Source organism: Nostoc sp. S13 (assembly GCF_029379315.1).
GTDB lineage: Bacteria > Cyanobacteriota > Cyanobacteriia > Cyanobacteriales > Nostocaceae > Nostoc.
The window spans coordinates 68,511-93,721 of sequence record NZ_JAQYWQ010000001.1; the positions used below are offsets into that span (position 1 = coordinate 68,511).

The 25,211-nt window shown below is 41.9% G+C and carries 21 protein-coding genes and 1 pseudogene; 13 read left to right on the top strand and 9 right to left on the bottom strand.

Annotation, left to right across the window (positions count from 1 at the left end; genetic code table 11):
- Window positions 1–46: 46 nt before the first annotated feature.
- Window positions 47–766, top strand: a complete 720-nt coding sequence (locus PUQ00_RS00315; protein ID WP_300412157.1) for a response regulator transcription factor — start codon at window positions 47–49, stop codon at window positions 764–766.
- Between the two features lie 178 nt (window positions 767–944).
- Window positions 945–1,931: a protein rep gene (locus tag PUQ00_RS00320; RefSeq protein WP_300411955.1), complete on the top strand. Its 987-nt coding sequence runs from the start codon at window positions 945–947 to the stop codon at window positions 1,929–1,931.
- Window positions 1,932–1,940: 9 nt separating this feature from the next.
- Here the strand turns inward: PUQ00_RS00320 and PUQ00_RS00325 are convergent, their stop codons facing one another.
- Window positions 1,941–2,252, bottom strand: a complete 312-nt coding sequence (locus tag PUQ00_RS00325; RefSeq protein WP_300411957.1) for a hypothetical protein — start codon at window positions 2,250–2,252, stop codon at window positions 1,941–1,943.
- A 477-nt stretch (window positions 2,253–2,729) separates the two neighbouring features.
- Between PUQ00_RS00325 and PUQ00_RS00330 the strand changes: the two genes are divergently transcribed.
- Both PUQ00_RS00330 and PUQ00_RS00335 read left to right on the top strand, forming a co-directional pair.
- Window positions 2,730–3,047: a hypothetical protein gene (locus PUQ00_RS00330; protein WP_300411960.1), complete on the top strand. Its 318-nt coding sequence runs from the start codon at window positions 2,730–2,732 to the stop codon at window positions 3,045–3,047.
- Complete coding sequence (locus PUQ00_RS00335) at window positions 3,044–3,412, top strand: aspartyl protease (protein WP_300411963.1); 369 nt, start codon at window positions 3,044–3,046, stop codon at window positions 3,410–3,412. Before PUQ00_RS00330 ends, PUQ00_RS00335 begins: the two co-directional genes overlap by 4 nt.
- Before the next feature lie 82 nt (window positions 3,413–3,494).
- Here PUQ00_RS00335 and pdxA read toward each other — a convergent pair whose 3' ends face one another.
- A complete protein-coding gene (gene pdxA / locus PUQ00_RS00340; RefSeq protein ID WP_300411966.1) occupies window positions 3,495–4,589 on the bottom strand; it encodes a 4-hydroxythreonine-4-phosphate dehydrogenase PdxA in 1,095 nt (364 codons plus the stop codon).
- Window positions 4,590–4,795: 206 nt separating this feature from the next.
- On the opposite strand from pdxA, the gene PUQ00_RS00345 reads away from it, so the two are divergent.
- The 7 genes from PUQ00_RS00345 to PUQ00_RS00375 all read left to right on the top strand — a co-directional run bounded on the left by PUQ00_RS00345 (window position 4,796) and on the right by PUQ00_RS00375 (window position 10,755).
- On the top strand, window positions 4,796–4,900 hold the full coding sequence (locus tag PUQ00_RS00345) for a PetM family cytochrome b6-f complex subunit 7 (RefSeq protein ID WP_292752220.1): 105 nt from the start codon (window positions 4,796–4,798) through the stop codon (window positions 4,898–4,900).
- Between the two features lie 211 nt (window positions 4,901–5,111).
- Window positions 5,112–6,110, top strand: coding sequence for an SDR family oxidoreductase (locus tag PUQ00_RS00350; RefSeq protein ID WP_300411970.1), 999 nt, complete (start codon window positions 5,112–5,114; stop codon window positions 6,108–6,110).
- An 826-nt stretch (window positions 6,111–6,936) separates the two neighbouring features.
- A complete protein-coding gene (locus PUQ00_RS00355) occupies window positions 6,937–7,854 on the top strand; it encodes an NAD(+) kinase (RefSeq protein WP_300411973.1) in 918 nt (305 codons plus the stop codon).
- Window positions 7,855–8,188: 334 nt separating this feature from the next.
- On the top strand, window positions 8,189–8,875 hold the full coding sequence (nblR, locus tag PUQ00_RS00360; protein ID WP_300411976.1) for a response regulator transcription factor NblR: 687 nt from the start codon (window positions 8,189–8,191) through the stop codon (window positions 8,873–8,875).
- Window positions 8,876–9,103: 228 nt separating this feature from the next.
- Window positions 9,104–9,595, top strand: coding sequence for a DUF192 domain-containing protein (locus PUQ00_RS00365; protein ID WP_300411979.1), 492 nt, complete (start codon window positions 9,104–9,106; stop codon window positions 9,593–9,595).
- A 510-nt stretch (window positions 9,596–10,105) separates the two neighbouring features.
- Window positions 10,106–10,333 (top strand): DUF2949 domain-containing protein, encoded by a 228-nt coding sequence (locus PUQ00_RS00370; protein WP_300411982.1) that lies wholly within the window; start codon window positions 10,106–10,108, stop codon window positions 10,331–10,333.
- Window positions 10,334–10,557: 224 nt separating this feature from the next.
- Window positions 10,558–10,755: a zinc ribbon domain-containing protein gene (locus PUQ00_RS00375; protein ID WP_300411985.1), complete on the top strand. Its 198-nt coding sequence runs from the start codon at window positions 10,558–10,560 to the stop codon at window positions 10,753–10,755.
- Between the two features lie 626 nt (window positions 10,756–11,381).
- On the opposite strand, the gene PUQ00_RS00380 is transcribed toward PUQ00_RS00375, so the two are convergent.
- A complete protein-coding gene (locus PUQ00_RS00380) occupies window positions 11,382–12,536 on the bottom strand; it encodes an alanine--glyoxylate aminotransferase family protein (protein ID WP_300411988.1) in 1,155 nt (384 codons plus the stop codon).
- Window positions 12,537–13,735: 1,199 nt separating this feature from the next.
- Between PUQ00_RS00380 and PUQ00_RS32675 the strand changes: the two genes are divergently transcribed.
- Window positions 13,736–13,876 (top strand): hypothetical protein, encoded by a 141-nt coding sequence (locus PUQ00_RS32675; protein WP_366145942.1) that lies wholly within the window; start codon window positions 13,736–13,738, stop codon window positions 13,874–13,876.
- Here the strand turns inward: PUQ00_RS32675 and PUQ00_RS00390 are convergent.
- From PUQ00_RS00390 to leuS, 3 genes and pseudogenes are all read right to left on the bottom strand, one after another.
- A pseudogene (locus tag PUQ00_RS00390) lies at window positions 13,869–14,210 on the bottom strand (DUF5615 family PIN-like protein). The gene PUQ00_RS32675 and the pseudogene PUQ00_RS00390 sit on opposite strands and share 8 nt — an antisense overlap.
- Window positions 14,211–14,213: 3 nt before the next feature.
- Window positions 14,214–14,483, bottom strand: a complete 270-nt coding sequence (locus PUQ00_RS00395; protein WP_300412159.1) for a DUF433 domain-containing protein — start codon at window positions 14,481–14,483, stop codon at window positions 14,214–14,216.
- A gap of 433 nt (window positions 14,484–14,916) precedes the next feature.
- On the bottom strand, window positions 14,917–17,562 hold the full coding sequence (gene leuS, locus PUQ00_RS00400; RefSeq protein WP_300411993.1) for a leucine--tRNA ligase: 2,646 nt from the start codon (window positions 17,560–17,562) through the stop codon (window positions 14,917–14,919).
- 2,246 nt (window positions 17,563–19,808) lie between these two features.
- Here leuS and hetF point away from each other — a divergent pair.
- Window positions 19,809–22,334: a cell division protein HetF gene (gene hetF / locus PUQ00_RS00405; protein ID WP_300411995.1), complete on the top strand. Its 2,526-nt coding sequence runs from the start codon at window positions 19,809–19,811 to the stop codon at window positions 22,332–22,334.
- Window positions 22,335–22,477: 143 nt separating this feature from the next.
- Here hetF and PUQ00_RS00410 read toward each other — a convergent pair whose 3' ends face one another.
- The 3 genes from PUQ00_RS00410 to PUQ00_RS00420 all read right to left on the bottom strand — a co-directional run bounded on the left by PUQ00_RS00410 (window position 22,478) and on the right by PUQ00_RS00420 (window position 24,911).
- A complete protein-coding gene (locus tag PUQ00_RS00410; RefSeq protein ID WP_300411997.1) occupies window positions 22,478–22,741 on the bottom strand; it encodes a hypothetical protein in 264 nt (87 codons plus the stop codon).
- 67 nt (window positions 22,742–22,808) lie between these two features.
- On the bottom strand, window positions 22,809–24,320 hold the full coding sequence (locus tag PUQ00_RS00415; RefSeq protein ID WP_300412000.1) for an ATP-binding protein: 1,512 nt from the start codon (window positions 24,318–24,320) through the stop codon (window positions 22,809–22,811).
- A 408-nt stretch (window positions 24,321–24,728) separates the two neighbouring features.
- Entirely contained in the window at window positions 24,729–24,911 is a 183-nt protein-coding gene (locus tag PUQ00_RS00420) for a hypothetical protein (RefSeq protein ID WP_300412003.1), read from the bottom strand.
- Window positions 24,912–25,211: the final 300 nt, after the last annotated feature.

Sequence of the window (25,211 nt, forward strand, 5' to 3'; positions counted from 1 at the left end):
GGTACAACAGCCAATCGTCCAATCTACAATAGGTAACATTATAGTTATGGTTATGGTTACTGCTACTACTCCCAAAATTCTGATCGTTGATGATGACTTTGGCGTCCGAAATCTCGTCTATCGTTTTTTAAGTCGGAAATATCAAATAGAGTCGGCAGCAGATGGGAAGTCTGCTTTATCATTGTTTGAGCAATTCAATCCTGCTTTAGTGATTCTGGATTGGAATTTGCCGGATGTTAATGGTTATAACCTCTGCCAAGAAATGCAGAGTCGTACTAATGTTTTAGTGCTGATATTAACTAGCCGGACTGACGAGGCTGATAAAATTAAAATCTTAAGCGCAGGTGCTGATGATTTCATGACTAAACCATTTAGTCTTGCAGAAGTTGAAGTTAGAGTAGAAGCTCTTTTGAGACGCATACGCTACATCAACCCCTCTCCATCACAACGTATCATCTTCAAGCAGCTAGCAATTAACCCAGAGGGTCGAGAGGTAACACTTAACGATAAGCCTCTCACTTTAACAGCGCTGGAATTTAATATTTTACATTTTTTGGCAAGTCATCCTAATCAGGCTTGGAGTCGCCCACAGCTAATCCAAAAAATCTGGGGTTGTGACTATATAGGAGATGGACGGGTAGTTGATGTGCATATTGGTCAGTTGCGTAAGAAGATGGAAGTCGATACCAGCATACCGGAGTTTATTAAAACTGTGCGGGGCTATGGTTACAAGTTTGAAGTGCCCGATGAAAATACTAATTCGTAATTCGTAATTAATGAGTAGTTGTACCATTGTTTATTAATGGAGACAAAAATTGCATTTAGGCATGGGCTAATAATTATGAATTATCATCACATCTGACTTACTTAGATACTTTTACTGAGGCTTGACCGTATAACTTGCGTTAATTTGGGACGTTGATACAAACTGATTTGGTGATTTTGTGTCTGCTCAAGCCTCAGACAGTAACTTTATTGCTTTTAATATATCCTCTCAAGATAAGTTCCAACAAAATCAAAATGTACAGAGTTTATCCGAAGTTTCACCTGTTGGTAAAATTTGGGATAAGCACAGAGCTAATAGTGATAAAGTCTTGCATTATTACGCCAAAGCAAACGAACATTATTTTCAGCAGTATGCTTGGCGGATGAGAATATGTTCCGAGTTGCTGAAGTTTCAATTAATGCCAGAGGAATCGGAAGGTATTCTCAAGTTAAAGCTATTAGATGCCCGATTCTGTCGAGTTCGTCATTGTCCGGTTTGTCAATGGCGGCGATCGCTCATGTGGAAAGCAAGGGCTTACAAAATTCTCCCACAGGTTGTCACTGATTACCCCAACTACCGTTGGCTATTTGTCACCTTGACTGTAAAGAATTGCCAGATTCAGGAACTCAGGGAAAACTTGGATTCGATGAATAAGGCTTTTAAGCGATTCACTGAATTGAAAGTATGGCCTGCGAAAGGCTGGGTGAAGTCTACAGAAGTGACTAAAGGTAGAGATGGAGTCTCAGCACACCCGCATTTACATATTTTGGCAATGGTGCCGCCTTCGTATTTCAGTCATGGCTATCTTTCTTATGCCAAATGGGTAGCGTTGTGGCAGCAGTGTTTACGGATTGATTACCAGCCAATTGTTCATACTAGCGCGATCGCAAAGCATCATAACCCGTCACTACTTATCCCAGAAATTCTCAAGTATCAGGTGAAAGAGTCAGATTTGGTGGATGATAGAGAATGGTTTTTAGAGTTAACCCGTCAACTGCATAAAAGTAGAGCGATCGCTGTTGGGGGTATACTCAGGCAGTATATGCGCGAATTAGAGGAGAAAAACCAATACCTCATTGATGAAAGTGAAGAGACAGACGAGGTGGATGGGGAAAGTTTGTATTTCCGATGGGAGCGCCAGTTACAAAGATTTAATATAGAGTGATAACTAAGATTAGTCAAGATACTCACTATCAAGCAGGTGCGGTGGTTTCAGCCCTTTAAAGAATGTAGAAGCAGAGTTCAAAAGATAGTGAGTATAAGCTGCATGGCGATGGTGTGGATAAAAAGATGCAAGACGATGATATTCAGAAATAGGAGCAATAAACCAAATCACTTTCCCACTAACATGAGAAGTGACACGGCGAATCTCCATAGATTGATACCAACGAAGAAAATTAGGCTTAGTTGTGAAAGAGTGAGGAACAAAGATACGTCCAACAGGAACACCGGGAATTTCACAAAGATTAATCAAGAATTCTGGCATATTAAAACCTCATGAGTTGTCAAAAAAAAGAAACCTCTATGAGCCAAAAAGTGACTCAATAGGAAATACAGTTACAATTAGTCAGTTCACTCCCCCTTCAGCGCGAAGCGTTTAAGAAAAAATATTTAAAGGCATGTGGACACCACGACTATTGGAGTACAACTCTTTATTTATCTTTTTCTTCATTCACACTTTCCAGGTGTTAGCCTGTTCTTTATTTCTTCAGCGCGAAGCGTTCAGAAAAAAATATTTAAAGTCTATTCCACTCCACGACTATTGGAGTAGAACTCTTTATTTATTTCCTTCATATACTTTTAGATGTCAACCTATTCTTCCTCTAAGCAAGAAATCAAAAAAAATAAATACCAGTCGCCCGGAAACAGATGACTAGTATTTATAAATTGCCTTTACTTGAAGCTAGTAAATAGCTTCGATGATAAAGTTATAAAGTCTTAAAATAGATTGGGAAAAATAACAATGACTGATCCAAAGCCTACTCGCACAGCTCGTCGGGGAAGAATATTCCCTGATATTCAGTGGTCAGAAGAAAAAAAAGCTCAATGGAAAGCTCAACAAGAGGCATTTTACCAACGCTGTAAAGTTATTTTTGACCTAGTTCAGCCAGAGTTAATCAAAACTCACCACAACTGGTATTTAGCAGTTGAACCTGAGAGTGGAGACTATTTCACTGATACAGATGAATTAGCTGCTATAAATAAGTCTCGTCAGCTATACCCGAACGCTCCGGTGTTTATATTTCGGATTAATGAGACAGGAATAGCTGGCACAATATGATCCAAGGTCGATTTGGTGATCAGGAGCAACTATTTTTTGAAATAGAGTTGATTACTGCTGATGGTTTAGAATTACCTGTTGATGCCATGCTAGATACAGGATTTTCAGACTGGCTAGCAATTGACAAGCAGGATTTAGAGGAATTTGATTGGGTGTATTTAGGTGAACGAAATATGCAACTAGCAAAGGGGGAAGCAAAGTTTGATATCTACGCCGGAAAAGTCAGAATAGATGGACAAGAGTTTAATATCCCTGTTTACGCAGGTGATGGAGTTTCAGAACTTTTACTCGGTCGTCAGTGGCTGAAAAATCGACGGTTAGTGGTGGATTTTCCGGCGGGAGTGTTAACACTGGGAAACAGTTGAAATTATGAGGAAAATACTGCTTGTAATGGGTCTTAGAGACTTTTAATTAGTACTTTGTGAGAAGTTATATTTCTAGACATAATCATTGATAATTTTTCTTAGCCAACCTTTGAATAACCAACTCAGCCGCTAAATGTATCGCTGCTTTCATACTCGTAGCATCAGCAATTCCCTTACCCGCAATATCAAACGCTGTTCCATGATCTGGTGAAGTCCGAACGAAAGGAAGACCAATAGAAGTATTAACTGCCCGATCAAACGCCATCAACTTCACAGGAATTAAGCCTTGGTCGTGATAAAGTGCTAAATAAGCATCAGCAGGATTTTGTACTAAAGAATTTCCATACCAAGCTTGACCAGGTTTAACCCACATCGTATCTGACGGTATTGGCCCATCTAGCTGTAATTGTGGTCGATTTTGCCGCTCTTGCTGCAACCAGGGAATTAACCAATCTTGTTCTTCATGTCCAAGTTGTCCCTGTTCGCCACTGTGGGGATTCAAACCTGCGATCGCAATTCTCCCTCTATCTATACCAAAATCCCTCTTCAAACACTCCACCAACAAATCTAATTTCTGTGTCAACAACTGCGGTGTCAATGTATCGGCTACTTGACGTAGGGGAATATGTGTAGTAGCAAGTAAAGTGCGGAGTGTCCAATTAGTATGGGGCGATCGCGCTACGAATAACATCCCAAAACGCTCAACACCTGATTTTTGTGCCAAAAGTTCCGTTTGCCCTGGATAATTATACCCTGCGGCTTTCCAAGCAGATTTAGCGATCGGCCCTGTGACAATACCATCAAATTTACCAGCGAGTGTTTGAGCGATCGCATATTCCATATACGCAAAACTAGCTGCACCACTCGCCGCATTACCTATTCCTGGGATAATTTCAGCTTTAATTTTCTCATCTAACTGCACATCGATGACTGACAACTCATCTGGATTTGCCAAAGCTGCTAAATTCTCAGTTAAATTCAGTTTGCGATAAGTCTGTGCCAGCAAATCCCCGTTACCTACAACTGTCACGTCATATTTTTTACTAATTTCCGCATCTGCTAAAGCTTTCAAAATCACCTCCGGCCCAATCCCTGCCGGATCTCCCAGCGTCAGCGCCAAACGCGGACGATTCTGTTTGCTAAAATTTACTAAATTACCTTGATTATTTTGATACATGAAATTTCTTCATAATTATTATTATCAAATTTTTCCTATTTCCCATCTTCGCTTCTCTCAACAGTAGGGATTGCCCCCCAAACCAGTAGGGATTACCTGCTAAACTAGTTTAAAATTATTTACACAGGTCTAATCCTACAGCAACTATTGAAAAGCTTCTGGTAGGCCTAGTTTACACATCACTTTGCATAAGGAGAATCACACCAATGGGCGGCGAAATTTTGAATGCAGCTCTATTATCCTTCGGTTTAATCTTCGTGGGCTGGGCTTTAGGCGCGTTGTTACTGAAAATTCAGGGCACAGAAGAATAATTGAGTTAGGAGTTAGGAGTTAGGAGTTATTATTCTCTCCACTCCCTTTTTGATCGAAATGGGAAAAAAGCTTGTCCGTTAACCGGACAGCAATTTTCTCATAATTCTCTCCAAATAAATTTATTTTCTGAGAAAAGATGTAAACTTTTGTTTGCATAGGTTATTCTGATAACATTATTTTCATAAAACATTAAAATTTATTACAACCCTCATGACATTATTAATCGTCGGTGCCACTGGCACCTTAGGAAGACAAGTGGCTCGTCGTGCTATCGATGAAGGGTATAAAGTACGCTGTCTTGTACGGAGCAGTAAAAAAGCAGCTTTTCTCAAAGAATGGGGTGCAGAACTCGTACCAGGAAATTTGCGTTACCCCGAAAGCCTAGCCCAAGGATTAGAAGGTGTAACCCAAGTTATTGATGCGTCAACATCTCGCCCAACAGATTCACTCAGTATCAAACAAGTGGACTGGGATGGCAAAGTAGCATTGATTCAAGCAGCAAAAGCAGCAGGCGTAGAGCGTTTTATCTTCTTTTCGATTTTAGATGCTGATAAATACCCAGAAGTGCCGCTAATGGAAATTAAGCGGTGTACAGAACTTTTTTTGGCTGAGTCGGGCTTGAATTACACCATCTTGCGGCTAGCTGGGTTTATGCAAGGGTTAATCGGTCAGTACGGGATTCCCATTCTGGAAGCACAGCCAGTTTGGGTAACAGGCAATTCTTCTCCCATCGCCTATATGGACACTCAGGACGTTGCGAAGTTTGCTATCCGAGCATTGAGTGTACCAGAAACGGAAAACCAAGCTTTTCCTGTAGTCGGTACTCGTGCTTGGAGTGCAGAGGAAATTATCAACCTGTGCGAACGCTTATCTGGAAAAGACGCCAGAGTAACGCGGATGCCAATAAACTTGCTGCGTGCTGTGCGGGGCTTAATGCGGTTCTTTCAGTGGGGATGGAATGTAGCGGACAGGCTAGCGTTTACAGAAGTATTGGCTAGTGGTAAACAGTTAAATGCTTCAATGGATGAAGTTTACACAGTCTTTGGTTTAGATCAGCAACAAACCACAACCCTAGAAAGCTATCTACAAGAGTACTTCAGCCGAATAATGAAGAAGCTCAAAGAGTTAGACTACGAGAAAAATAAAAGCAAGAAGCAGAAACCTAAAAAAACTCCTTTTAAACAGTCTTCAAAAGTCAATAGTCAATAGTCATTACAAAACAGACATTAGTCGTTAAACTCTAGACTCTGGACATTTGACTCTAGATTAATGACTACATGACCAAAAATGTGTAAGGATTACAAGAAATACTGGGAACAATGAGCGCCTCTAAAGAATAGGTACGTAGTACTAAGCTAAACCACATCTAGTTTACATATCTAAAATTTATATAACTCTTGTGGGATGGGCATCCTGCCCGCCCTAATTATGCAAGTTAAATGTGTAACAGCTTATATTCTTTCCTTTAGGTAGGCGATGAAAAACGACAACTTCGACCCTTCTCTACGAGACGCTGCGCGTAGCTTGCTTCCCCGTAGGAGTACGGCGCAGGCTCAGGGCAAGCAAGCTCAGTGACCACTCAGGTGGTTTTAACTACCGCCAATATTCTGTGAACACTTGAGGGTATAATAGGATTACGCCATAGGTAGAATAACCGCTAGCAGAAATGGATAACCAACCCCAAAACGACTGGCTAGGAAATAATAATGGATAGTGGGCGGCGAAAACCACGATAAACATAGCTAGGGTAGCTAACGCGCACCCATACCAGAAAACAAGACTATTTATTGATTGGACAAAGTACCGTACGGCATACGGAAACTAGAGAAACGATTCTCTAACGCTTAGGGAGATAGAGCCACCTGGGGTTGTTTAAATTAGACTCAGTACTTTGTTCTATTGAACGGGTATCAGGTTTAAATATTGCCGCAAGGATAGACAATTTTAAGGCTGTCGTTGAAATAAGAATCTCCGTATATTTAGAGCGGAGAATGTCAAATAATACAGAGCATCGCCTAAACTTGGATATTTGAGTGTGCCGAAAGCAGGCATTATCTACAATGACATTAAACCGATAGCGGGTCGTGTCGCTATCGAGTTGAAAGACAAGCTAACCGCAGCCGGTTGGAATGTATGTATCACATCGAGTATTGGTGGAATACTGGGCTACTCTACCCCTGAGAGTCCTGTGTGCCACACCCCCATTGACGGTCTGACGCCCCCTGGTTTTGACTCAGATATGGAGTTTGCAGTGGTGTTAGGGGGAGACGGCACTGTTTTAGCAGCGTCTCGTCAGGTTGCCCCCTGTGGTATTCCACTGCTCACAGTGAATACCGGCCACATGGGATTTTTGACAGAAACTTTCCTGAATCAATTGCCCCAAGCACTAGAACAGGCGATGGCGGGTGAGTATGACATTGAAGAACGAGCTATGCTCACCGTCAAAGTATTTCGGGGAGATTCAGTGTTATGGGAAGCCCTCTGCTTGAATGAAATGGTGCTGCACCGGGAACCTTTGACCTCTATGTGCCATTTTGAAATTGCCATAGGGCGTCATGCGCCAGTAGATATTGCGGCGGATGGTGTAATTGTTTCTACGCCTACTGGTTCTACAGCTTACTCATTGAGTGCTGGTGGCCCAGTGGTGACTCCTGGCGTACCTGCTTTACAGCTAGTACCCATTTGTCCCCATTCCTTAGCTTCTAGAGCATTGGTATTTCCAGATACTGAATCGGTCAACATCTACCCAGTAAATATCCCTCGTCTGGTGATGGTGGTAGATGGCAATGGCGGGTGCTATATATTACCAGAAGATAGAGTATACATGGAGCGATCGCAATATAGTGTCCGATTTATTCGCCTACAACCGCCTGAGTTTTTCCGAATTTTACGAGAAAAATTAGGTTGGGGTCTGCCACATATCGCTAAACCAACTTCGGTAGAATTGCCGTAGTTATTTGTCATTTGTCATTTTCCCCCACTCCCCATTACCCCTTATCCCCAGAGGGGGCCCCACCTTCCCCACTCCCTACTCCCCATTCCCCACTCCCCACTCCCCAAGTTACTGATTCCTTCCAGAATTACTGCCGTAGGATGGTATTTGGAGTTAGTTATTAAGATTGCATCGGAGAATTCGATGGCTGATACCTGAACGTGCTAAAAGATCCTTAGCAGCGTGTCAAATCAGCATTGTTCCATCACTAAGAACTCGTAATTGCACTTTTAACTGATGTAAAGATTTTCTCTTGAATATCTTTACAATCCCAAATCCAATATCCCAAATTGTTATGACAGTTGCTCAAAGTCCCTGTGTTCTGGTGATTGAAACCGATGAGAGCCTAGCAAATCAGCTTTCTTGCGATTTGCAAGAAGCCGGCTATGAATCAATTTTGGCTCATGATGCGACCAGTGGTTTGCAACACTGTCGCGATCGCCAACCTGCTTTAATTGTTTTAGACCGGATGCTAGCAGGAGAATCAGGGCTGTCATTGTGCAAAAATCTAAGAAACACTGGTATGCGATCGCCTGTGTTAATTTTAATGGCAAGGGATACAGTCGATGATCGTGTAGCTTGTCTAGAAGCTGGAGCGGATGATTACATCCTCAAGCCTTACCGCTCAGAAGACTTTTTGAAGTTGATTCGCCTCTACTTAAAACCCGATGTGGATACCACGGAGCAGTTACGCTTTGGGGATTTAATTTTAGACATAGCAACTCGCCGTGCCATACACAACGGACGCACAATTGACTTGACAATGAAAGAATTTGAACTATTAAAATTCTTAATGGAACATCCCCGTGAGGTATTAACTCGCGAACAAATTCTGGAAAATGTTTGGGGTTACGACTTTCTGGGTGAGTCGAATGTAATTGAAGTGTACATCCGTTACTTGCGGTTAAAAATCGAAGATGAAGGTCAAAAGCGCCTCATTCAGACAGTGCGCGGTGTCGGCTATGTTTTAAGAGAATCCTAGTACACTGTGGCGTTAGTTTGCTTACCTTTAACAAGTTGCTCAAAGCAACTTGTCTAATTAATTCAGATGGTAGCTGAATTTCTACCGCACTGTACTAGTAATATGTACCTCGTTACTTCGTTAAAAGTCTCAGACTGGGAATGCTTGAGGGCAGATGCCTCCTACCTAACCAGTTTCTGCTTATAACACTGTAAAATTGAAATCTAAATTACAAAATCAAAAAACTATATGACTCGTCGGTTAAGTTTGCTCTCGATGTTGCTGAGTATTTTCCTTATGGGCTGTTCTGTGCCAACAACAGCTAAACCTTCCACTCAAACTCCAGCAGCAGATAATTTAGGTCAAACACTACCAATTTCTGCTAAAGCCACTGTTCCTAATGGCACAACGATTCAGTTAGAAGTGGCACAGACCCCAGAACAGCAAGCGATGGGGTTGATGTATCGACCAGCTTTGCCAGATGACCGAGGAATGCTATTTGGGTTCCCTTCAGCACAATCAGTCAGTTTCTGGATGAAGAATGTACCTGTGGCGTTGGATATGGTATTTCTACGTAACGGCGTAGTTAAATATATTCAGGCTGCTGCACGTCCTTGTGCAAGTGAGCCTTGTCCTACCTATGGCCCCAATACACCAATCGATAAGGTGATTGAACTTCGCTCTGGAAGAGCTGCCGAATTGAAATTGAAAGTGGGCGATATTGTCAAAATTCAATTTTGAGACTTCAGTACTTTGCGGAGATAAAGATTTGGATGATTGCTCTGTTCAAAGCCTATACTATCGAAATGTATATTTTTTTTGTAAAAAATGTCACGTATTGTGGAAAAAAGTCATCTGTAACGCTACCATTTAAAAACTGTGGTAATAATCTAAAATTCTACTGTCTCCAACCTGAAATCGCGGTCTTAAGGTTTGGTTGCAAAAATATTCCCTTGGGCGCAAGTGTAAATAGTCGCCAATAAGAGAGTATAGGCTATGGAATCTTGATTACTACATGTGTAATTAAATAAAGCACAAAAGTAAACCAGATGGAGCCAATTTAACTAAGTAAAAATACTGCTTGAGAATCGAGCAGATGATTTGTACGAAAATTTCTATTTCTCAGACCTTCTATGAGCAGCCTCTGTTGAAGGTAAATTAAAAAAACTGTGCTGGGGTGTATAGCCGATAACGGCACAGTGACAGATAAAATACTGGCTACTGGCTACCGAGCAATAGTGAACTTAATATATGACAATACATTCTACACAAGGAGGTGAGATACAAATGTCACCATCAAAATATTCTCGAATGATTCATTTTTTGCAAGAAGATTTAGCAATTTCCACAGCATCACTGGCGGTGGCGCTTCGGCATCGGGAGCAAGATCCAGGCCCATTGGCAATGATTCTTTGGCAGTATGGGTTGATTACTCTAGAGCAGTTAGAACAAATTTATGATTGGCTGGAGACAGCATAGGTAAGCAATTCAAAATTCAAAATTCAAAATGTTCTGGCGGTGTCTCGTTGAGAGGAAACCCAATCGTACTAGTTAACGTATGCAAGCTTAACAGCTTAGTCACTTTTAATCTTAAACATCAAAGGCATGGTAAAGAGTCACTATCTAGCCAAGTCCATTAATAAATGATGTAGCTGGGTCTAGTTTTAGCCGTTGGTTAGAATATTCTACTGGTAAATTTGGAAGTGAAGCTATTTGCTATTCCAGCAGAATATACGTCGCCAAAATGTAGTGACTGCGGTGTAATCGGTAAAAAATCTCTATCAACACACACAGATAAATGTAATTGTGGATGCGAGTTGCAAAGATATCCAAATGCAGCAATAAATATTCTGAATCTTGGCATCGCTAGGATGGGACACATCGAAAGGAATAAGAATTAAATAACATACAATTTATGTCCCTGGCTTACCTCACCCTCAATCCCTCTCTTTATAAAGAAGAGGGAAGCTAGATACAGGATGAAGTTTTGCATTTTATTATTGTGTTTGTAATACCATTTCTTTGTGAGGCTGCGCTAAACCCTTTTAACTTCTTTCTTTCTTTCTTTCTTTCTTTCTTTCTTTCTTTCTTTCTTTCTTTCTTTCTGTCCTTTGCGTCCTTTGCGGTTCGTTTTCTTTCTTGTACTTAAATATGGTTTAGTGCATCTTCATACAGCTTAACCATTTGCCAACACTTAGTCCTAGTAAAGTCAAGAAAATATCAGGCTTTGCTCCGCTCAAAAGTAATTGCTTTTAGAAAATCAATCTCTTAAATATACTTGCTTATAGCTATCTAACGCTCTTCCATCACTCTTGTAAGAGAATAATCTAGAATCGTTACAGGATAAGACTTTCACCAAAAATCTTGATTTCAGCCATTCTGTTAAAAAATAAACCCTCAAACCCTTGCCCCATCTAAAGTTTAAAAATTAACCCTTATTTTTCTTTTCCCAGAGTGATGGAAGAGCGTTAGTTAGTCTCTTTTAATTTAGTGCTGAGTATGAATAAAAGTACTCAGCACTCGGTACTCAGGAGTGACTAAACACTCTAACTGCTGCTGCTATACCAGCTCCAGGGGTGAAGTCTTCGTAGCCCAGTTCTGAAAGTGTAACTTCCAAAGATGCTATACAACTGAGGATATCGCGATCGCTCACAAAACCCAAGTGACCAATACGGAAAATTTTATTACTCAAATGGTCTTGACCGCCTGCTAGGGCAATATCAAAGCGTTTTTTCATAAATGACCGAATCTTATCCGGTTCAATTCCGTGTGGTGCTACAGCCGTAATCGCCGGACTGGCGGAACTATCTGCTGCAAATAGGGGTAAATTTAACCCTTTAATGGCGGCACGGGTAGCATTCTTCAGCCGTTCGTGTCGAGCAAATATTGACTCCAAGCCTTCTTCTTTCATGATTCGCAACGTAGTGTGTAGCGCTACAATCAAGTTCACCGGTGGAGTAAATGGAGTTGTATTTTTGGCTGTGGCTTTGCGATATTTGCCTAAGTCCAAATAATATTTTGGTAGCTTTGCAGTTTTGTAAGCTTCCCAAGCCTTGGGGCTGACAGAGACAAAACCCAATCCCGGTGGAATCATATAACCTTTTTGGGAACCGGAGGCGACGATATCCAAACCCCAAGCATCCACGGGTAGATTGAACGCACCCAAGCTAGTCACCGCATCAACGATAATTAAAGCTTCACCGTGTTCTTTAACGTGGCGGTTGATGGTTTCTAGATCATTCAACACACCCGTTGAAGTTTCGCTGTGGGTAATGATTACGGCTTTGATTTGCTTTTGGGTATCTGCTTGGAGTTTTTCGGCAAATACTCGGGTATCTAAGGGTTTTCCCCATTCCACCTTAACTTCTTCTACATTCAAACCGTAGGCTTGACCAACTTCTACCCAGCGTTCGCCAAATTTACCATTAGAACCAACTAAAATGCGATCGCCTGGAGAGAGGAAATTAATTATTGCAGCTTCTACAGCACCCGTACCACTGACATTCAGCGTCAGCACATCACTTTGAGTTTGGTGCAGCCACTTGAGGTTTTCCGTCACCTCTGCCAATATGTTGCTAAATTCACTGGTACGGTGTCCAATCGGATGCTTGGCTAATGCCAGTAAGGCAGCTTCTGGCACCGGCGTTGGGCCTGGAATCATCAGCATCAGCTTATCGTTCATGTGTGTATCCTACAAGTCAAATAAAAGTCAAAATTGTGGGAAGTTGGTTAAGTCTGGTAGAAAATCCTAAATATTCATCTACAAATTCCACTCAGTTTGTCACCAACCTTGTTGTATATTTTCCAAATCTATAGGAAAAGTATCGTGGGAGTTAATCATCGGTCAGCTTGACCTTTGCAATTTATACGAGATTCCAACTCAGATTCAACCTCTGTTCTAGGCAATCTTATCACACACCTAGATGGCCAGGTTAAGCTGTCTGCTCGTAGGGGAGTGGCTATTTTACCCAAGGGTGAAGCGTCTCACAATTTTAGGCACTGGTATAGATGAGAAACATGATCAGTTCTTAAATCTTACCGATAATCTGCTTCCGTTGTTTTTGTAGAAACACGCGAAATCGTTTTCAATATCGCTGGAATCGTCGGTGAAAAAGCTGCGTTTTGCTTCAACGAAGGAAGTAATCTCCTACACTCTGCGGAAGACTTAGATGTCACCGTTTACTAAGAGATAGAAGATACCCAGCCCAAACTTTTCAATCTGTTTGGGTCGAGGATTTGTTCTTAGGTTGACATTCTTTAAAGAATACCTCCATCTATGGAGTCGGTAATCATTTATTTCAGTCAGAATCGCTTTGATGCTACTATCCAAGACTTCTCTGCCTTCCTCGATGGCGATTTTCTACTGATGCTTTTAGGTGCATTTGCCACCGAAGTTAAGATATTTATGCTACTAATTGCTGCATATTATCAAACTACACTTAGACGTAGGCGATGCCTACGGCGGGCTACACTTACGCTAAGAAACTATAAGTTTTTATACTATACTTACAAAAATGCTACAATCTTGCTTAGTCTTGTTAGTTACCATTCATGATGAGTCGTTTTTAACTAGTGTTCAGTTCATAAACTGTCACTCACCAGATCCCCGGTATTCTTGCAAAAGAGATATTCTTAATTAGTGCAAGGAGTGATACCATTTCACTACATGTTTGTCACAAGTTATCCCCGCAATGCCCCTCCTCAGGGAGTGTTGCAGATTTCAAATGTTGCATCAAACGAGTGAGTTGGTATAAGCTTTTACGGGAAAGCGCTTGAGTGAGCAAAATTCTCAAGCGCTTTCTCGTGTATAAATAAAACGTATTGCCAATGGTGAAGAAACTAATAGGGACATAGAAACCCTGCGGCGATCGCTACGTGCGCGTGACAGTCAGGATAAGATACATATTGGTTGGCAAAATTGGCAAATATATTATCACTATCGCCGAGGGAAGAGATATTCATGTAGGCGATCGCATCTTAATATTTCAAGTTTGCGCTTTCCATCAAAACCTTTTTAAGTGACTGGACATACCACACGAATTAGTTTTCCTTGCAACGGTTCTTCTGCTGTTACAGCCTCATCTATCCGTCCTGCAAACTGTTCCCAATTACGATTGTTCGTGCAAACAATAATACCGAAGTGGTTAGAATCACGACGATGCAAACGGATAAAATCATCTCTGTTGATAGTTAATATCGAGCGTTCTTGACTTATGGCAAATGCTAGCACTTCCTGATCAGGTATACCTTAGTCTGCATTTCCTACTTCTTGAACTGTCAAAACATCATGCCCCAAAGCGCGTAATAATTCCACAACTGGAAACGGAAACTGCTCATCTGCGTAAAACCGTGCCATCGACTAGGCTACCTGATTACGCTCAATTGCCAATTTGATTTCATTGCGATGAGCTTCTGCATATACCCAAGCATTAACTAAATCTGTAGCTGTAATGGTTGGATAGCTTGTCAAAAGGTCAGCATCACTATATCCAAGACGGCGAGCTTCCACAAGTACCCATATGGGAATACGAGTTTTAGCGATGCGAGCCTCTCCACCACACACTCTAGGAGTTTTCTCAATTCCTTGCCAATTGTTGCCGAGACTTTGAGCAAGTATAGCAGTGGACAGATAGCTTAGGACATTCGCAAATCTTTAAGAGAACGGCTGTCACAGCTATCTATAACAGACTTGTCCTAACCATTATGGCAGCTGCTATAACTGTATAGCCTGCAATTTTTCACCAGGACTGAGGGCAACAAGTTGTTGTTCTAACTCTTTGAGTGTCACGAATGTAAATCCTCTGATGTTTTGTCAGCTACATTTACAATTTTATCGATTACTAAGTACAACATTTCATTAATTCATAGCAAATTCTCCGCGTCCCTCCGCGCTTCCCTCTGCGCCACGGCAGTCGCTACAACGGGGGGAACCCCCCTTCGGGTTCACCAGTCGCCTACGGCGGGAAACCCGCCTACAGCGCTGGATTCACCGCAACGCGCTGCCTCCACTTTGCGTTTAAATTTCAACCCTCAATTCGCCACGATTTTACGCAAACCTGTACTTAGCTGACTACAAAATTCACCAGCTTTCCAAGCACCACAATTACCTTTTTAATCTCTTTCCCTTCGATGTAACGCTGGGCAATTTCTGATTCACGGGCATACTTCTCCTGTGCTGCTGCATCTGATTGCGCTGGCACTTGAATCGCGCCGCGAGTTTTACCATTGATCTGAATTACCAAAGGAATTTCATCAGCTACCAAAGCAGCAGGGTCAAATGATGGCCAAGTTTGAGTGTGAACTGAATCACTTTCAGCCAATAAATGCCATAATTCATCAGCAATGTGTGGTGCAAAGGGTGCTAGTAACACCACCAAAGCCCGAATACCTTCTGCATAAATTGGTGAATTTTTCCCGTCGGCATCAGTTAGGGCATTACTCAACTTCATCAATTCGGAAATAGCTGTGTTGAATTGATATTCATCTTCCACATCTTCTGTCACCGCTTGAATAGCCGTGTGAATCGCCCGCCGCAACTCCTTTTCTGCCTTAGTTAAATCAGATTGGGCTTTCTTACGGGATACCCCAGCCTTTACATAATCTGTCACCAAACGCCAAACCCGATTTAAAAAGCGGAATTGTCCTTCCACATCGGCTTCATCCCATTCCAGGTCTTTTTCTGGCGGCGCTTTGAACAAGATAAACATCCGCGCTGTATCTACACCGTATTTGGAAATTACATCTTCTGGTGCTACACCGTTGCCCTTTGATTTAGACATAGTGGCGTAGAGACGTTGCAATGGTTCACCTGTATCGGGGTCACGGGGATCGGCTGGATTTACCAAATTAGAAGGAATCCATTTATCTTTCCCGCCCTTGTTGGGATTTAGGTAAGTTAAACCCTGTACCATACCTTGAGTTAACAGGCGTTGGAAGGGTTCGTCAAAGTTCAATAATCCTCTGTCCCGCAACACCTTAGTAAAGAAGCGCGAATACAACAAATGCAAAATCGCGTGTTCAATCCCACCTACGTACTGATTAACTGGCATCCAGTCATTGATTTTACTGGAATCGAAAACCTGTTGTTCATTCTTAGCGTCAGGGAAGCGCAAGAAATACCAGGAGGAATCAATAAAAGTATCCATCGTGTCGGTTTCCCGCTTCGCCGGAGTACTGCAAGTTGGACAAGGCACATTTACCCAGCTTTCCAACTGAGTCAAGGGTGAACCGCCACGTCCAGTAAATTCCACCTCTTCCGGCAACTGTACTGGCAAATCTTTGTCAGGCACAGGCACTATCCCACAGTTGGGACAGTGAATTACAGGTATCGGTGCGCCCCAGTAACGCTGCCGCGAAATTAACCAATCCCGCAAGCGATATTGCACGCGCACTTTACCAAAACCTTGTTGTTCGGCATATTCAATTATTGCTTGTTTAGCATCTGTGGAAGCCATACCAGTAAAAACCCCAGAATTAATTAAAATTCCTGGTTCAGTATATGCCTGGTTATATTCAATTTGGATGATTTGTGTAACTTCATCTATCTCTGATGTTGGAGTTAAGTCAAAATCTGCAACATCATCTGGGGAAGCAATCACAAAATCAACTGGCAAATCGTAATTTTTGGCAAACTTAAAATCCCGGATATCGTGTGCTGGTACACCCATCACTGCCCCAGTACCATACTCATACAGTACATAGTCAGCAATCCAAATAGGCACTTCTTCCCGTGTAAACGGGTTAATTGCCACCCCACCTGTGGAGATACCCCGCTTAGGTTTGTCTTCAGAGGTACGTTCCAACTCACTTTGATTGGAAACTTCTTTAATAAAGGTTTCTACTGCTGCTTGTTGTTCTTTTGTGGTGACGCGGTTTGTTAAGGGATGTTCTGGTGCTAAGACTAGGTAGCTAACACCATAAACGGTATCTGGGCGTGTGGTATAGACACCGATTTTTTCATCTATCCCAATAATGGGAAATTCTAAGTAAGCGCCTGTAGATTTACCAATCCAGTTTGCCTGCATCAACTTGACGCGTTCCGGCCAACCTGTCAACTTATGCAAGTCATTGAGCAATTCTTCTGCGTAGTCGGTAATCTTGAAAAACCACTGCCGCAATAATTTACGCTCAACTATTGCCCCACTGCGCCAAGAACGTCCTTCGTTATCAACTTGCTCATTTGCCAGTACAGTTTGGTCAATGGGGTCCCAGTTTACAGCTGCTTCTTTTTGGTAAGCTAACCCCGCTTGCAAAAACTGCAAGAAAATCCATTGTGTCCATTTGTAATAATCAGGTGAACAGGTAGCAAGTTCGCATTCCCAATCGATGGATAAACCAAGACGCTGCAATTGCTGCCGCATCTGGGCAATATTTTGATAAGTCCACTTTGCTGGCGGTACACCACGGTCAATGGCGGCATTTTCTGCTGGCAAGCCAAAGGCATCCCAACCCATTGGGTGTATTACCCGATACCCTTGCATTCGCTTGAGGCGGGCAATCACATCTGTAATCGTATAATTACGGACGTGACCCATGTGTAGGCTGCCCGATGGATAAGGAAACATGGATAAAGCGTAAAATTTTGGCTTGTTACTAGCTGTCGGTATCTTATCTAAGCCAAGTTCTACCCATGTTTTTTGCCATTTTTCCTCAATTGCTGCTGGGTTATATCGAGAATCAACAGAATGACCTATTTCCAATGCTTTCATGCCTGTTACACTTTACTGCTACTAAATTTCTAGTATTTACACTTATTAGTACATTTAAACTACTATTTTGAGGGAATTATCTGTCTAGTAATTTTCTAATTTGATTTATAAAATAAATTTACTATGTCTGTTTATTTTCTATTTCTCTCTATCTTATATCCCGAAAGTTCTTAGAGTATTAGTCTAAGAACTTTGACTATATACTCCCCATGAAAATAGACATAAAAAAAGTTCTCAGGCTTAGGATGCCAGGAACAGTTTGTATTCGGGTCGGAAACTGATTTACTGGTTTACCAGTCTGATCGCTATTTCAAGGTGCATCTTAACCTTGTGTAAGTTAAGCAGGTTCTGTTGGTCATATCGGTAACATTAGTGAAAAGTTAAGCCTGTGAGTCTTTTGTCAAGTATTCGTGGCAATTTCAGGCGAAGTTAGTTTTGTCAACAGTAATTAAATTTAGCTTCTTACTGAGTTTTGAGAACAAGGGTAAACAATGCTTTTAAATATGATACGTAGGCATCGCTGACTTAAAAATTGTGTTTCTAACCCCGATTTTTGATAATTTTTTAAGTACTATTGCTTATTGACAAAAAATAGTTTGTAATCTTAACTTGTCACCAATATGCTAAACCTGCGAACGAGAAATATGATGTAGTCAGCGAGGAAGCTCTGATCTGAGGTTGACAGCAGGATTGCTGGTACACAAAGAGTTAAAGGTCAAAATATAGAAAAAAAATTAAGAATGTGATTAAATATCATAACAATCATTTTGAGTCGCATCTCTAGCTCAGAATAAAAAGAAAGGGATTCAGGGATTGACTGAGCAGGTTATGCTCTATCCTGGCAACAGGAGGATACTCAAGGTCTACCAACAGTCGCAAGAATAGTAGTGGTGCATTCCAGTTATGTGGGCGATGTCTAACGATAAGCCCTTGAGGTTTGGGGGTGACGCTCATTTATCGCTACCGCTTGCGCTAACCACGGGAACCACCATCGCTCTTAGCATCTCCCAAGGGGAGAAGACTACGACCCACTCACCGCTACGCGTCTACGCATAAAAAAACCCCCAGTGGGTGTTAGCCAACCAGGGGAGCTAGTTATCAGGGTGCATCTACCAATTAAATGTTCTCAGGTTGAACACCATACTCCGGATAAATTTGTACAACCGTCAGTTATTTTTTTAAATAAAAAACCCCAGTGAGCGTTAGCCAACCAGGGGAGTGAGTTATCAGGGTGCATCTACTAATAATCTTTTCTAAGGCAAATGGGTAGCTACCGGATAAAGTAGCAAAGGTTGAAGTTGTTATTCTTTATCAGAGAAAAACCTCAGAGGGGTTAGTTATCAGGACAGACTTACCAATCAAATGACCGGTGCGTTGCCTTAAAAAATGGGTGTGTCAGATATGATTACTGCTTTAGGACTTATGCAGAAGAGATCCCCCAAACCCCTGAAAAAGTTCGCTCTTAGAGTTCCCTTTTTGAGGGGAGCCAGTGCCTTACTGTTAGCGTAGCGGTAGCAACATAGGAAGGCGCAGGGTAGGAACTACTGAAAGGATTCCCCGACTTGTCCCCCGACTCTTAAAGCTTGCTAGCAAGAGCGTGTTTGAACAGGAGAAGCAACTGGCGTGGACTTATTCAGATATAGATTTCAGGTTTTCAGTGCCTAAGTTTTGTACTTATTGAGTAATAAAAAAACCCCCAGTGGGTTTTAGCCAACCAGGGGAGCTAGTTATCAGGGTGCATCTACCAATTAAATGTTCTAGGTTTAACCACCATGCTCCGGATAAATTTATTAAAAAATTAATTCTTGTCGTGTGTCAAAAAAACAAGAGCGGATATTAACTGAATTAGGGGAGTTAAAGATCAAGGTACATCCATCAATTATTGAACCTGGGATGACTACAAGTCACGAGTGTGCGGCTTGTAAAAATCAAGTATTCTAGGGTTAAGCACTATTTTCTGGTACGAGAATATCTGCGTCAGAAGTTGCTGTTGTTTGCCAAAATTGAAAAAAACCCCCAGTGGGTGTTAGCCAACTAGGGGAGTTGAAGATCAAGGTGCATCTACCAATTAAGTGTTCTAGTCTTAAGTAATCCGATCCGGATAAAGTTGTAAAGGCAGAAAAAGCAAAACAACTAGAATCAGAAACATTCAGGGGTGGGATGCATCTAAGTTATCAGAGGGAGCGAAAAATCGACTTGAAACTTTCGCGTTTCAAACCAGATTTAGGAGGCGGACAGGAGAAACTGTGACTCAGGAATTCCACATTTCGGTAACTCCTGTAGGGCAAAATGACTACTTGGTGCGGACGGAACAAGTTGCGCCGGGAGTACCGTTGGCAGAAGAATTGGTGACTTGGCCTGTAGCTGATTGGTTGATCGCTGCTGGGCATTTGATGAATGATCCGTTGAAGTCGGTGTTGCAGGGAGATATATTCGCCTCTGGCGGGAATGAAAGCGATATCGCCAGAAACTCTGTAAATTTGGTGGCGTTAGGTCAACTATTTTATAACGCCCTGTTTCAAGGCACTCTCAGAGATAGTTGGATTACTGCCCAAGGTATTGCCCAAAACCACCAACAAGTACTACGCTTACGGTTGGGGCTAAAAGATATTAGATTAGCTCGTCTGCCTTGGGAAGTGATGCACGCAGGCGATCGCCCTCTGGCTACTGGGCCTTATATCGCTTTTTCTCGCTTCCAAAGTGGAATTTTGGGGGCTTCCCCTTTGCGATCCCTGCGGGGGGCTACGCCTACGCCAAATATGCCCACACCACGAGAAGAAGGTGGTGTGAAAGTATTGATGGTAATTGCTTCTCCCTCCGATCAAGTCCGTCTTGACTTACTGAAACAGGAAGCGATCAAACTGCAAGCAGAACTTCACCGTGTACCACGACTTGCTGAAGGTAGCAATCGTTTCCCAGAAATTGAACTCACTGTCTTAGACCAACCAGGACGGGAAGAACTGACGCAAGCTCTAGAACAAGGTAGATACCACGTTCTACACTACTCTGGTCATAGTAACTTCGGCTCTAATGGCGGAGAAATTTATCTTGCTAGTCGCAGAACTGGCTTAACGGAAATCTTAACTGGGGACGATCTGGCAGGTTTGCTCGTCAACAATAACATCCAAATGGCAGTGTTTAACTCCTGCTTGGGGGCGTACACAGCTGCGTCTGATGCCTCTGGAGATACTGGCGAACGAAACCTGGCAGAAAGTCTGGTGAAGCGCGGAATTAGCAGCGTTTTGGCTATGTCAGAACGGATTCCTGATGAAGTGGCGCTGACACTCACACAATTGTTTTACCGTAACTTGAGTCAGGGATATCCAGTAGATTTGTGCGTAAGTCGGGTGCGCCAAGGATTAATTTCTGCCTATGGTTCTCATCAGATGTACTGGGCATTACCGATTTTATATCTCCAGCGAGAATTTGACGGTTTCTTGAGCCAGGAAACTGACTTATCCGAAAGTGCAGAGTTGCTGAATCAGTATAGTTCGCCTTTAGGGGCAACTTCTACGATGTACTCTAGTATGGCAGATGATTCCGAGATGCCTTTAGGAATGGAGGAAATGATTCCTTCTGGTTTGACACCTGACTCTTCTGGGTTGGACTGGCTAGGTGAAGATACTTGGGGCGATCTCGTTGATGAAATTGAGTATGATGACCCAAGTTATGAAGAAGATTCTGCTATAGTTTCGGATTTGTTTCGTCAGCTAGATAACCAAAAAGCTCCAACTGAACTGGATCAACAAATTCACGAAAATAGTCTTCAGCAAAGGCAGGTTTCAGAGGAAATAACTTCTTTGCAAGAACAAGCAGATTTGTGGGGAGAAGCCCCAGCACCACCACCTCAAGTTGCTGGGAACTTTGCAGGAAATTGGCAAAATTCTGATTTTTCGCATAGGCGTAGCCCGCCGCAGGCATCGCAACCAGCCCCAGCAAGAAATCGTACCCGTCACCGCAAATTATGGCCAATTGTTGGCATTGTGGGAATTAGTGCATTAGCAGCTGCGATCGGTTTAAATTGGTGGTGGCAAAATCGACACCAAGTAACTCTGCCTAATATCCCAGTAATTCCCAGTCAGTCTCTACCCATTCAAAAGCAGCAAAATATCGATTTACAGACAGCACAAACTGGAATTGTCGCCGCCACCGCTACGGAAAAATTGAGCCAGGGCGACTTGCAAGGTGGGTTGTTAGCTGTAGAAGAACTACTTAATCGTGGCGCACTGGCTGCGGCTGATACTGCCCTGAAACTGATTCCCAATAAACAAGCTGATCAGCCATCTGTGAACTTTTACAAGGGACGATTAGCTTGGCAATCTATCCAAACTGGAGACAATAACTATAGCGTCGATGATGCCCGCCGTTACTGGGAAACTGCTGCAAAAGCTAAACCAGAATCGCTTTTGTATAATAATGCTTTGGGATTTGCCTACTACACAGAAGGCAATCTAAATCGAGCCAATGATTCTTGGTTCAAGGCTTTGAATTTAGCTCTCAAAGAACAGAAGACAGACTCAACATCTACAGTACCTAAAGATGCTTTAACTTCCTATGCTGGGTTAGCTCTGGGACTGTATAAATCTGCACTTAGTCAATCTAGTGGTAAGCAGACACAATATCTGAATGAAGCGATCAAGTTGCGGCAATTGGTTCTGAAGTCTGATTCAGTAAATTTCCAGGTAGATAAATTAGCTAAAAATTGGCTGTGGACGGAGAAGGCGATCGCAGATTGGCGATCGCTCCTTCAGGAAAAAGGTGAAGAACAGTAATCGTAATTCGTTGCAAGTGAAAAGGGCGGTTAGAAACCGCGTCTACACAGGCAAAACCCACGGAGGTGGGTTTCAATCCCACAATTTTTCCTTAGTCCCCGGAGGCGGACTTTGTTTGTATAGCCGCGAATTCCATTCGCCTTTTATTTATTGCCTTGAAACTGCTTAATAATATTGCCAATTAAAGGCAACTGTTCCAGTACCATTTTTGTTAAATCTACAAAAGATTTTTCAGATAGGCAGTTATCTTGGCAAAGTTGCAGAACGCCTATTAAAACGATAAATATTGCTATGCCAATAATTGTTAAAGCTAGATAATGAAATGGTAGCGAACCACCAAAAAATGCAATTAGACAAAATACAACTACAAATAAATAGAACATAGCAGCTACATTACGGTTGCTCAACTGTCTTTTGGGTGTTTAAACAAAAACCAAAGCCATAAAGATTAAAATTTAAACATTGGTGTACCTTTTAATTTATTAAATTTGACACAAGTTGAATCAGGGGAATACGAATAATAAACTCAGCACCAACTCCTGGTTGGGAAATGCATTCTAAAGAACCACCATGTTTTTGTGTGATAATTTGGTAACTAATAGCCAGTCCCATCCCTGTACCTTGTCCAACAGGCTTGGTTGTGAAAAAGGGATTAAATATTTGCTTTAAAGTATCTTCTGGTATCCCTAGTCCATTGTCGGCAATGCTAATAGTGACTTGATCTGGTTCCAGTAATTGGGTGCGAATATAAATTCGGGGATTATCTATTATATTGATTTTTTTTGTTGTCCATCGACCTCTAAGGGCTGAATCTTCTAAAGCATCAAGCGCATTCACTAAAATATTCAGAAATACTTGGTTTAACTGCCCAGGATAGCATTCAACTAAGGGGAGGCTACCGTATTCTTTGATCACTTCAATTTGCAGGCGCTGGTTAGTAGGGTTGAGGCGGCTTTGAATGATCATTATCGTACTATCAATTCCCTCATTAATATCAACTGCTTTCATTGAAGCTTCGTCTAAGCGTGAGAAAGTCCGCAGGGAAAGAACAATATCTCGAATCCGCTCTGCCCCCATGAGCATCGATTTGAATAATTTGGGAAAGTCTGACCTTAAAAAATCTAGTTCAATGAGATTTGTAAACTCCTCAATTGCCTTGACTGATTGGGGATAATGTCTTTGGTAAATATCTAATAGTGAAAATAAATTTTGGGTGTATTCATCAACCGATTTTAGATTGCCGTAAATAAAGCTAACTGGGTTGTTAATTTCATGGGCAATTCCACCTACTAATTGCCCCAAACTGACCATTTTCTCATTTTGAATTAACTGAGCTTGAGCCAGCTGTAACTCTTTGAGAGTTGTGGCGAGTTCATCTTTCTGACTTTGAGTTTGTTTGAGTAATTCTGCTTGCTGTAATGCTACACCTAGCTGAGAAGCAATTTGGCTAAATATATATACTTGATCTGTTTGCCATTTTCGAGGTGCATCGTTTTGGTAAACTGCTAGCAGTCCCCAAAGTTGTTGACTTTGATAAATAGCAGTAATCACGTAAGCTCTTGCCTGGCATTGCTCTAAAATTTTCAGGTAGCACTTACTAAAGCCAGCACTGTAAACATCGTCACAAACACGATAAGTTTCATTTTGAGAAAAGCGCCCTCCCTGTGTATCTTGTAAATAAGTATCTGCAATTGGAGGAATAGATAAATTTTTCAAGCTACATTCACTGATATTTTCTCGTAATTGTGGTTGATGCGCTTGCTGCTGAATTAGAGGCAACCACCCTTGTGCTAAGGATTCAGAGACAACTTTTCCACTCCAATCTGGATTGAAACGATATAAAATTACACGGTCAGAGTTGAACAATTGCCTAATTTCTTGAGTGGTTGTCTGAAAAATATATTCTAAGTCAAGAGATTGACGGATTTTTTCAACGGTGATCGCAATAATTCTCTGAGAATCTGAGCCTTGATTCTGAGAAGCCATAATGATACTAGACGCAACAATAATCAACTTTTACTTAGAGTTCCCTTATTTTGTTTCAAAATTAAAATTCTGTTGGAAAATTGCAGTGTAATTGACTCAGTAAGACTACGGCTGTAAGATATTTGAGTGCGTATATCAGTAGTAGTCATGGTATCGGACTGAGCGATACCCTTATTTAATTGTATAGGTGCAAGCCTAGTAGCCTGCCAACCCTTGCATTGTTGGGTAACGACTGGAAAAAGGGGTTCATGTTAAAGGGGAAAGGGCTAAAAATATGAGTCCCATTACCCCTTGCCCTTAAAAGAGCCAAGTTCACCAGAGCCAACTACTAGACCCATTTTGTGATCTATTTGTGGACATTGGGTTAGCCAATAACCCAATATCCACACCCCACATTTCCGGTAGCATTTACATTCGCGGAGCGTCTCTGAAAGAGAAGTGTGCCAAAGGTATCGCCCAATAATCTCCCGCCCAACGATGTGCCTGTGGCAGAAATCCCCCATCTTCAAGGGAACACAACAAGGTAATATTTGCACTGGACTGCTGCTGTCTTTGCACCCAAAGGTCAATTAACTGTTGCCCAACCGCCACAGGTTAGAAACCTATGGCTAATAGCGAAAATCCTCTTAAGAGGGCTAAATTCTTTCCAGACTTAGGTTTTAGTCTACTTGAGTGGCTTTGGCTATTGGTTCCTAGAACTTCGAGTTTCAGGCGATCGCAGCTACTAATTGAGAATGCTGCAAGATATCAAAGCAATCTACTATGCTGTGTAACACTACACGAGCGCTAATAATTTTTACAGGATTTTAAATATAATTTATCATTACCAAAGCTTAAACTCTGACGATTGCCATCCGGCGTTGGGAATTCTTGGTTGAGCAGAAACTGGAT

What these genes read in the sequence shown, in the direction of transcription:
- PUQ00_RS00365 (WP_300411979.1), top strand. Translation starts at nt 9,104, where the DNA reads ATGACTCGTCGGTTAAGTTTGCTCTCGATGTTGCTGAGTATTTTCCTT.
- PUQ00_RS00370 (WP_300411982.1), top strand. Translation starts at nt 10,106, where the DNA reads ATGACAATACATTCTACACAAGGAGGTGAGATACAAATGTCACCATCA.
- PUQ00_RS00330 (WP_300411960.1), top strand. Translation starts at nt 2,730, where the DNA reads ATGACTGATCCAAAGCCTACTCGCACAGCTCGTCGGGGAAGAATATTC.
- PUQ00_RS00325 (WP_300411957.1), bottom strand. Translation starts at nt 2,252, where the DNA reads ATGCCAGAATTCTTGATTAATCTTTGTGAAATTCCCGGTGTTCCTGTT.
- PUQ00_RS00315 (WP_300412157.1), top strand. Translation starts at nt 47, where the DNA reads ATGGTTATGGTTACTGCTACTACTCCCAAAATTCTGATCGTTGATGAT.
- nblR (WP_300411976.1), top strand. Translation starts at nt 8,189, where the DNA reads ATGACAGTTGCTCAAAGTCCCTGTGTTCTGGTGATTGAAACCGATGAG.
- PUQ00_RS00415 (WP_300412000.1), bottom strand. Translation starts at nt 24,320, where the DNA reads ATGGCTTCTCAGAATCAAGGCTCAGATTCTCAGAGAATTATTGCGATC.
- PUQ00_RS00350 (WP_300411970.1), top strand. Translation starts at nt 5,112, where the DNA reads ATGACATTATTAATCGTCGGTGCCACTGGCACCTTAGGAAGACAAGTG.
- PUQ00_RS00380 (WP_300411988.1), bottom strand. Translation starts at nt 12,536, where the DNA reads ATGAACGATAAGCTGATGCTGATGATTCCAGGCCCAACGCCGGTGCCA.
- leuS (WP_300411993.1), bottom strand. Translation starts at nt 17,562, where the DNA reads ATGAAAGCATTGGAAATAGGTCATTCTGTTGATTCTCGATATAACCCA.
- PUQ00_RS00345 (WP_292752220.1), top strand. Translation starts at nt 4,796, where the DNA reads ATGGGCGGCGAAATTTTGAATGCAGCTCTATTATCCTTCGGTTTAATC.
- pdxA (WP_300411966.1), bottom strand. Translation starts at nt 4,589, where the DNA reads ATGTATCAAAATAATCAAGGTAATTTAGTAAATTTTAGCAAACAGAAT.
- PUQ00_RS00335 (WP_300411963.1), top strand. Translation starts at nt 3,044, where the DNA reads ATGATCCAAGGTCGATTTGGTGATCAGGAGCAACTATTTTTTGAAATA.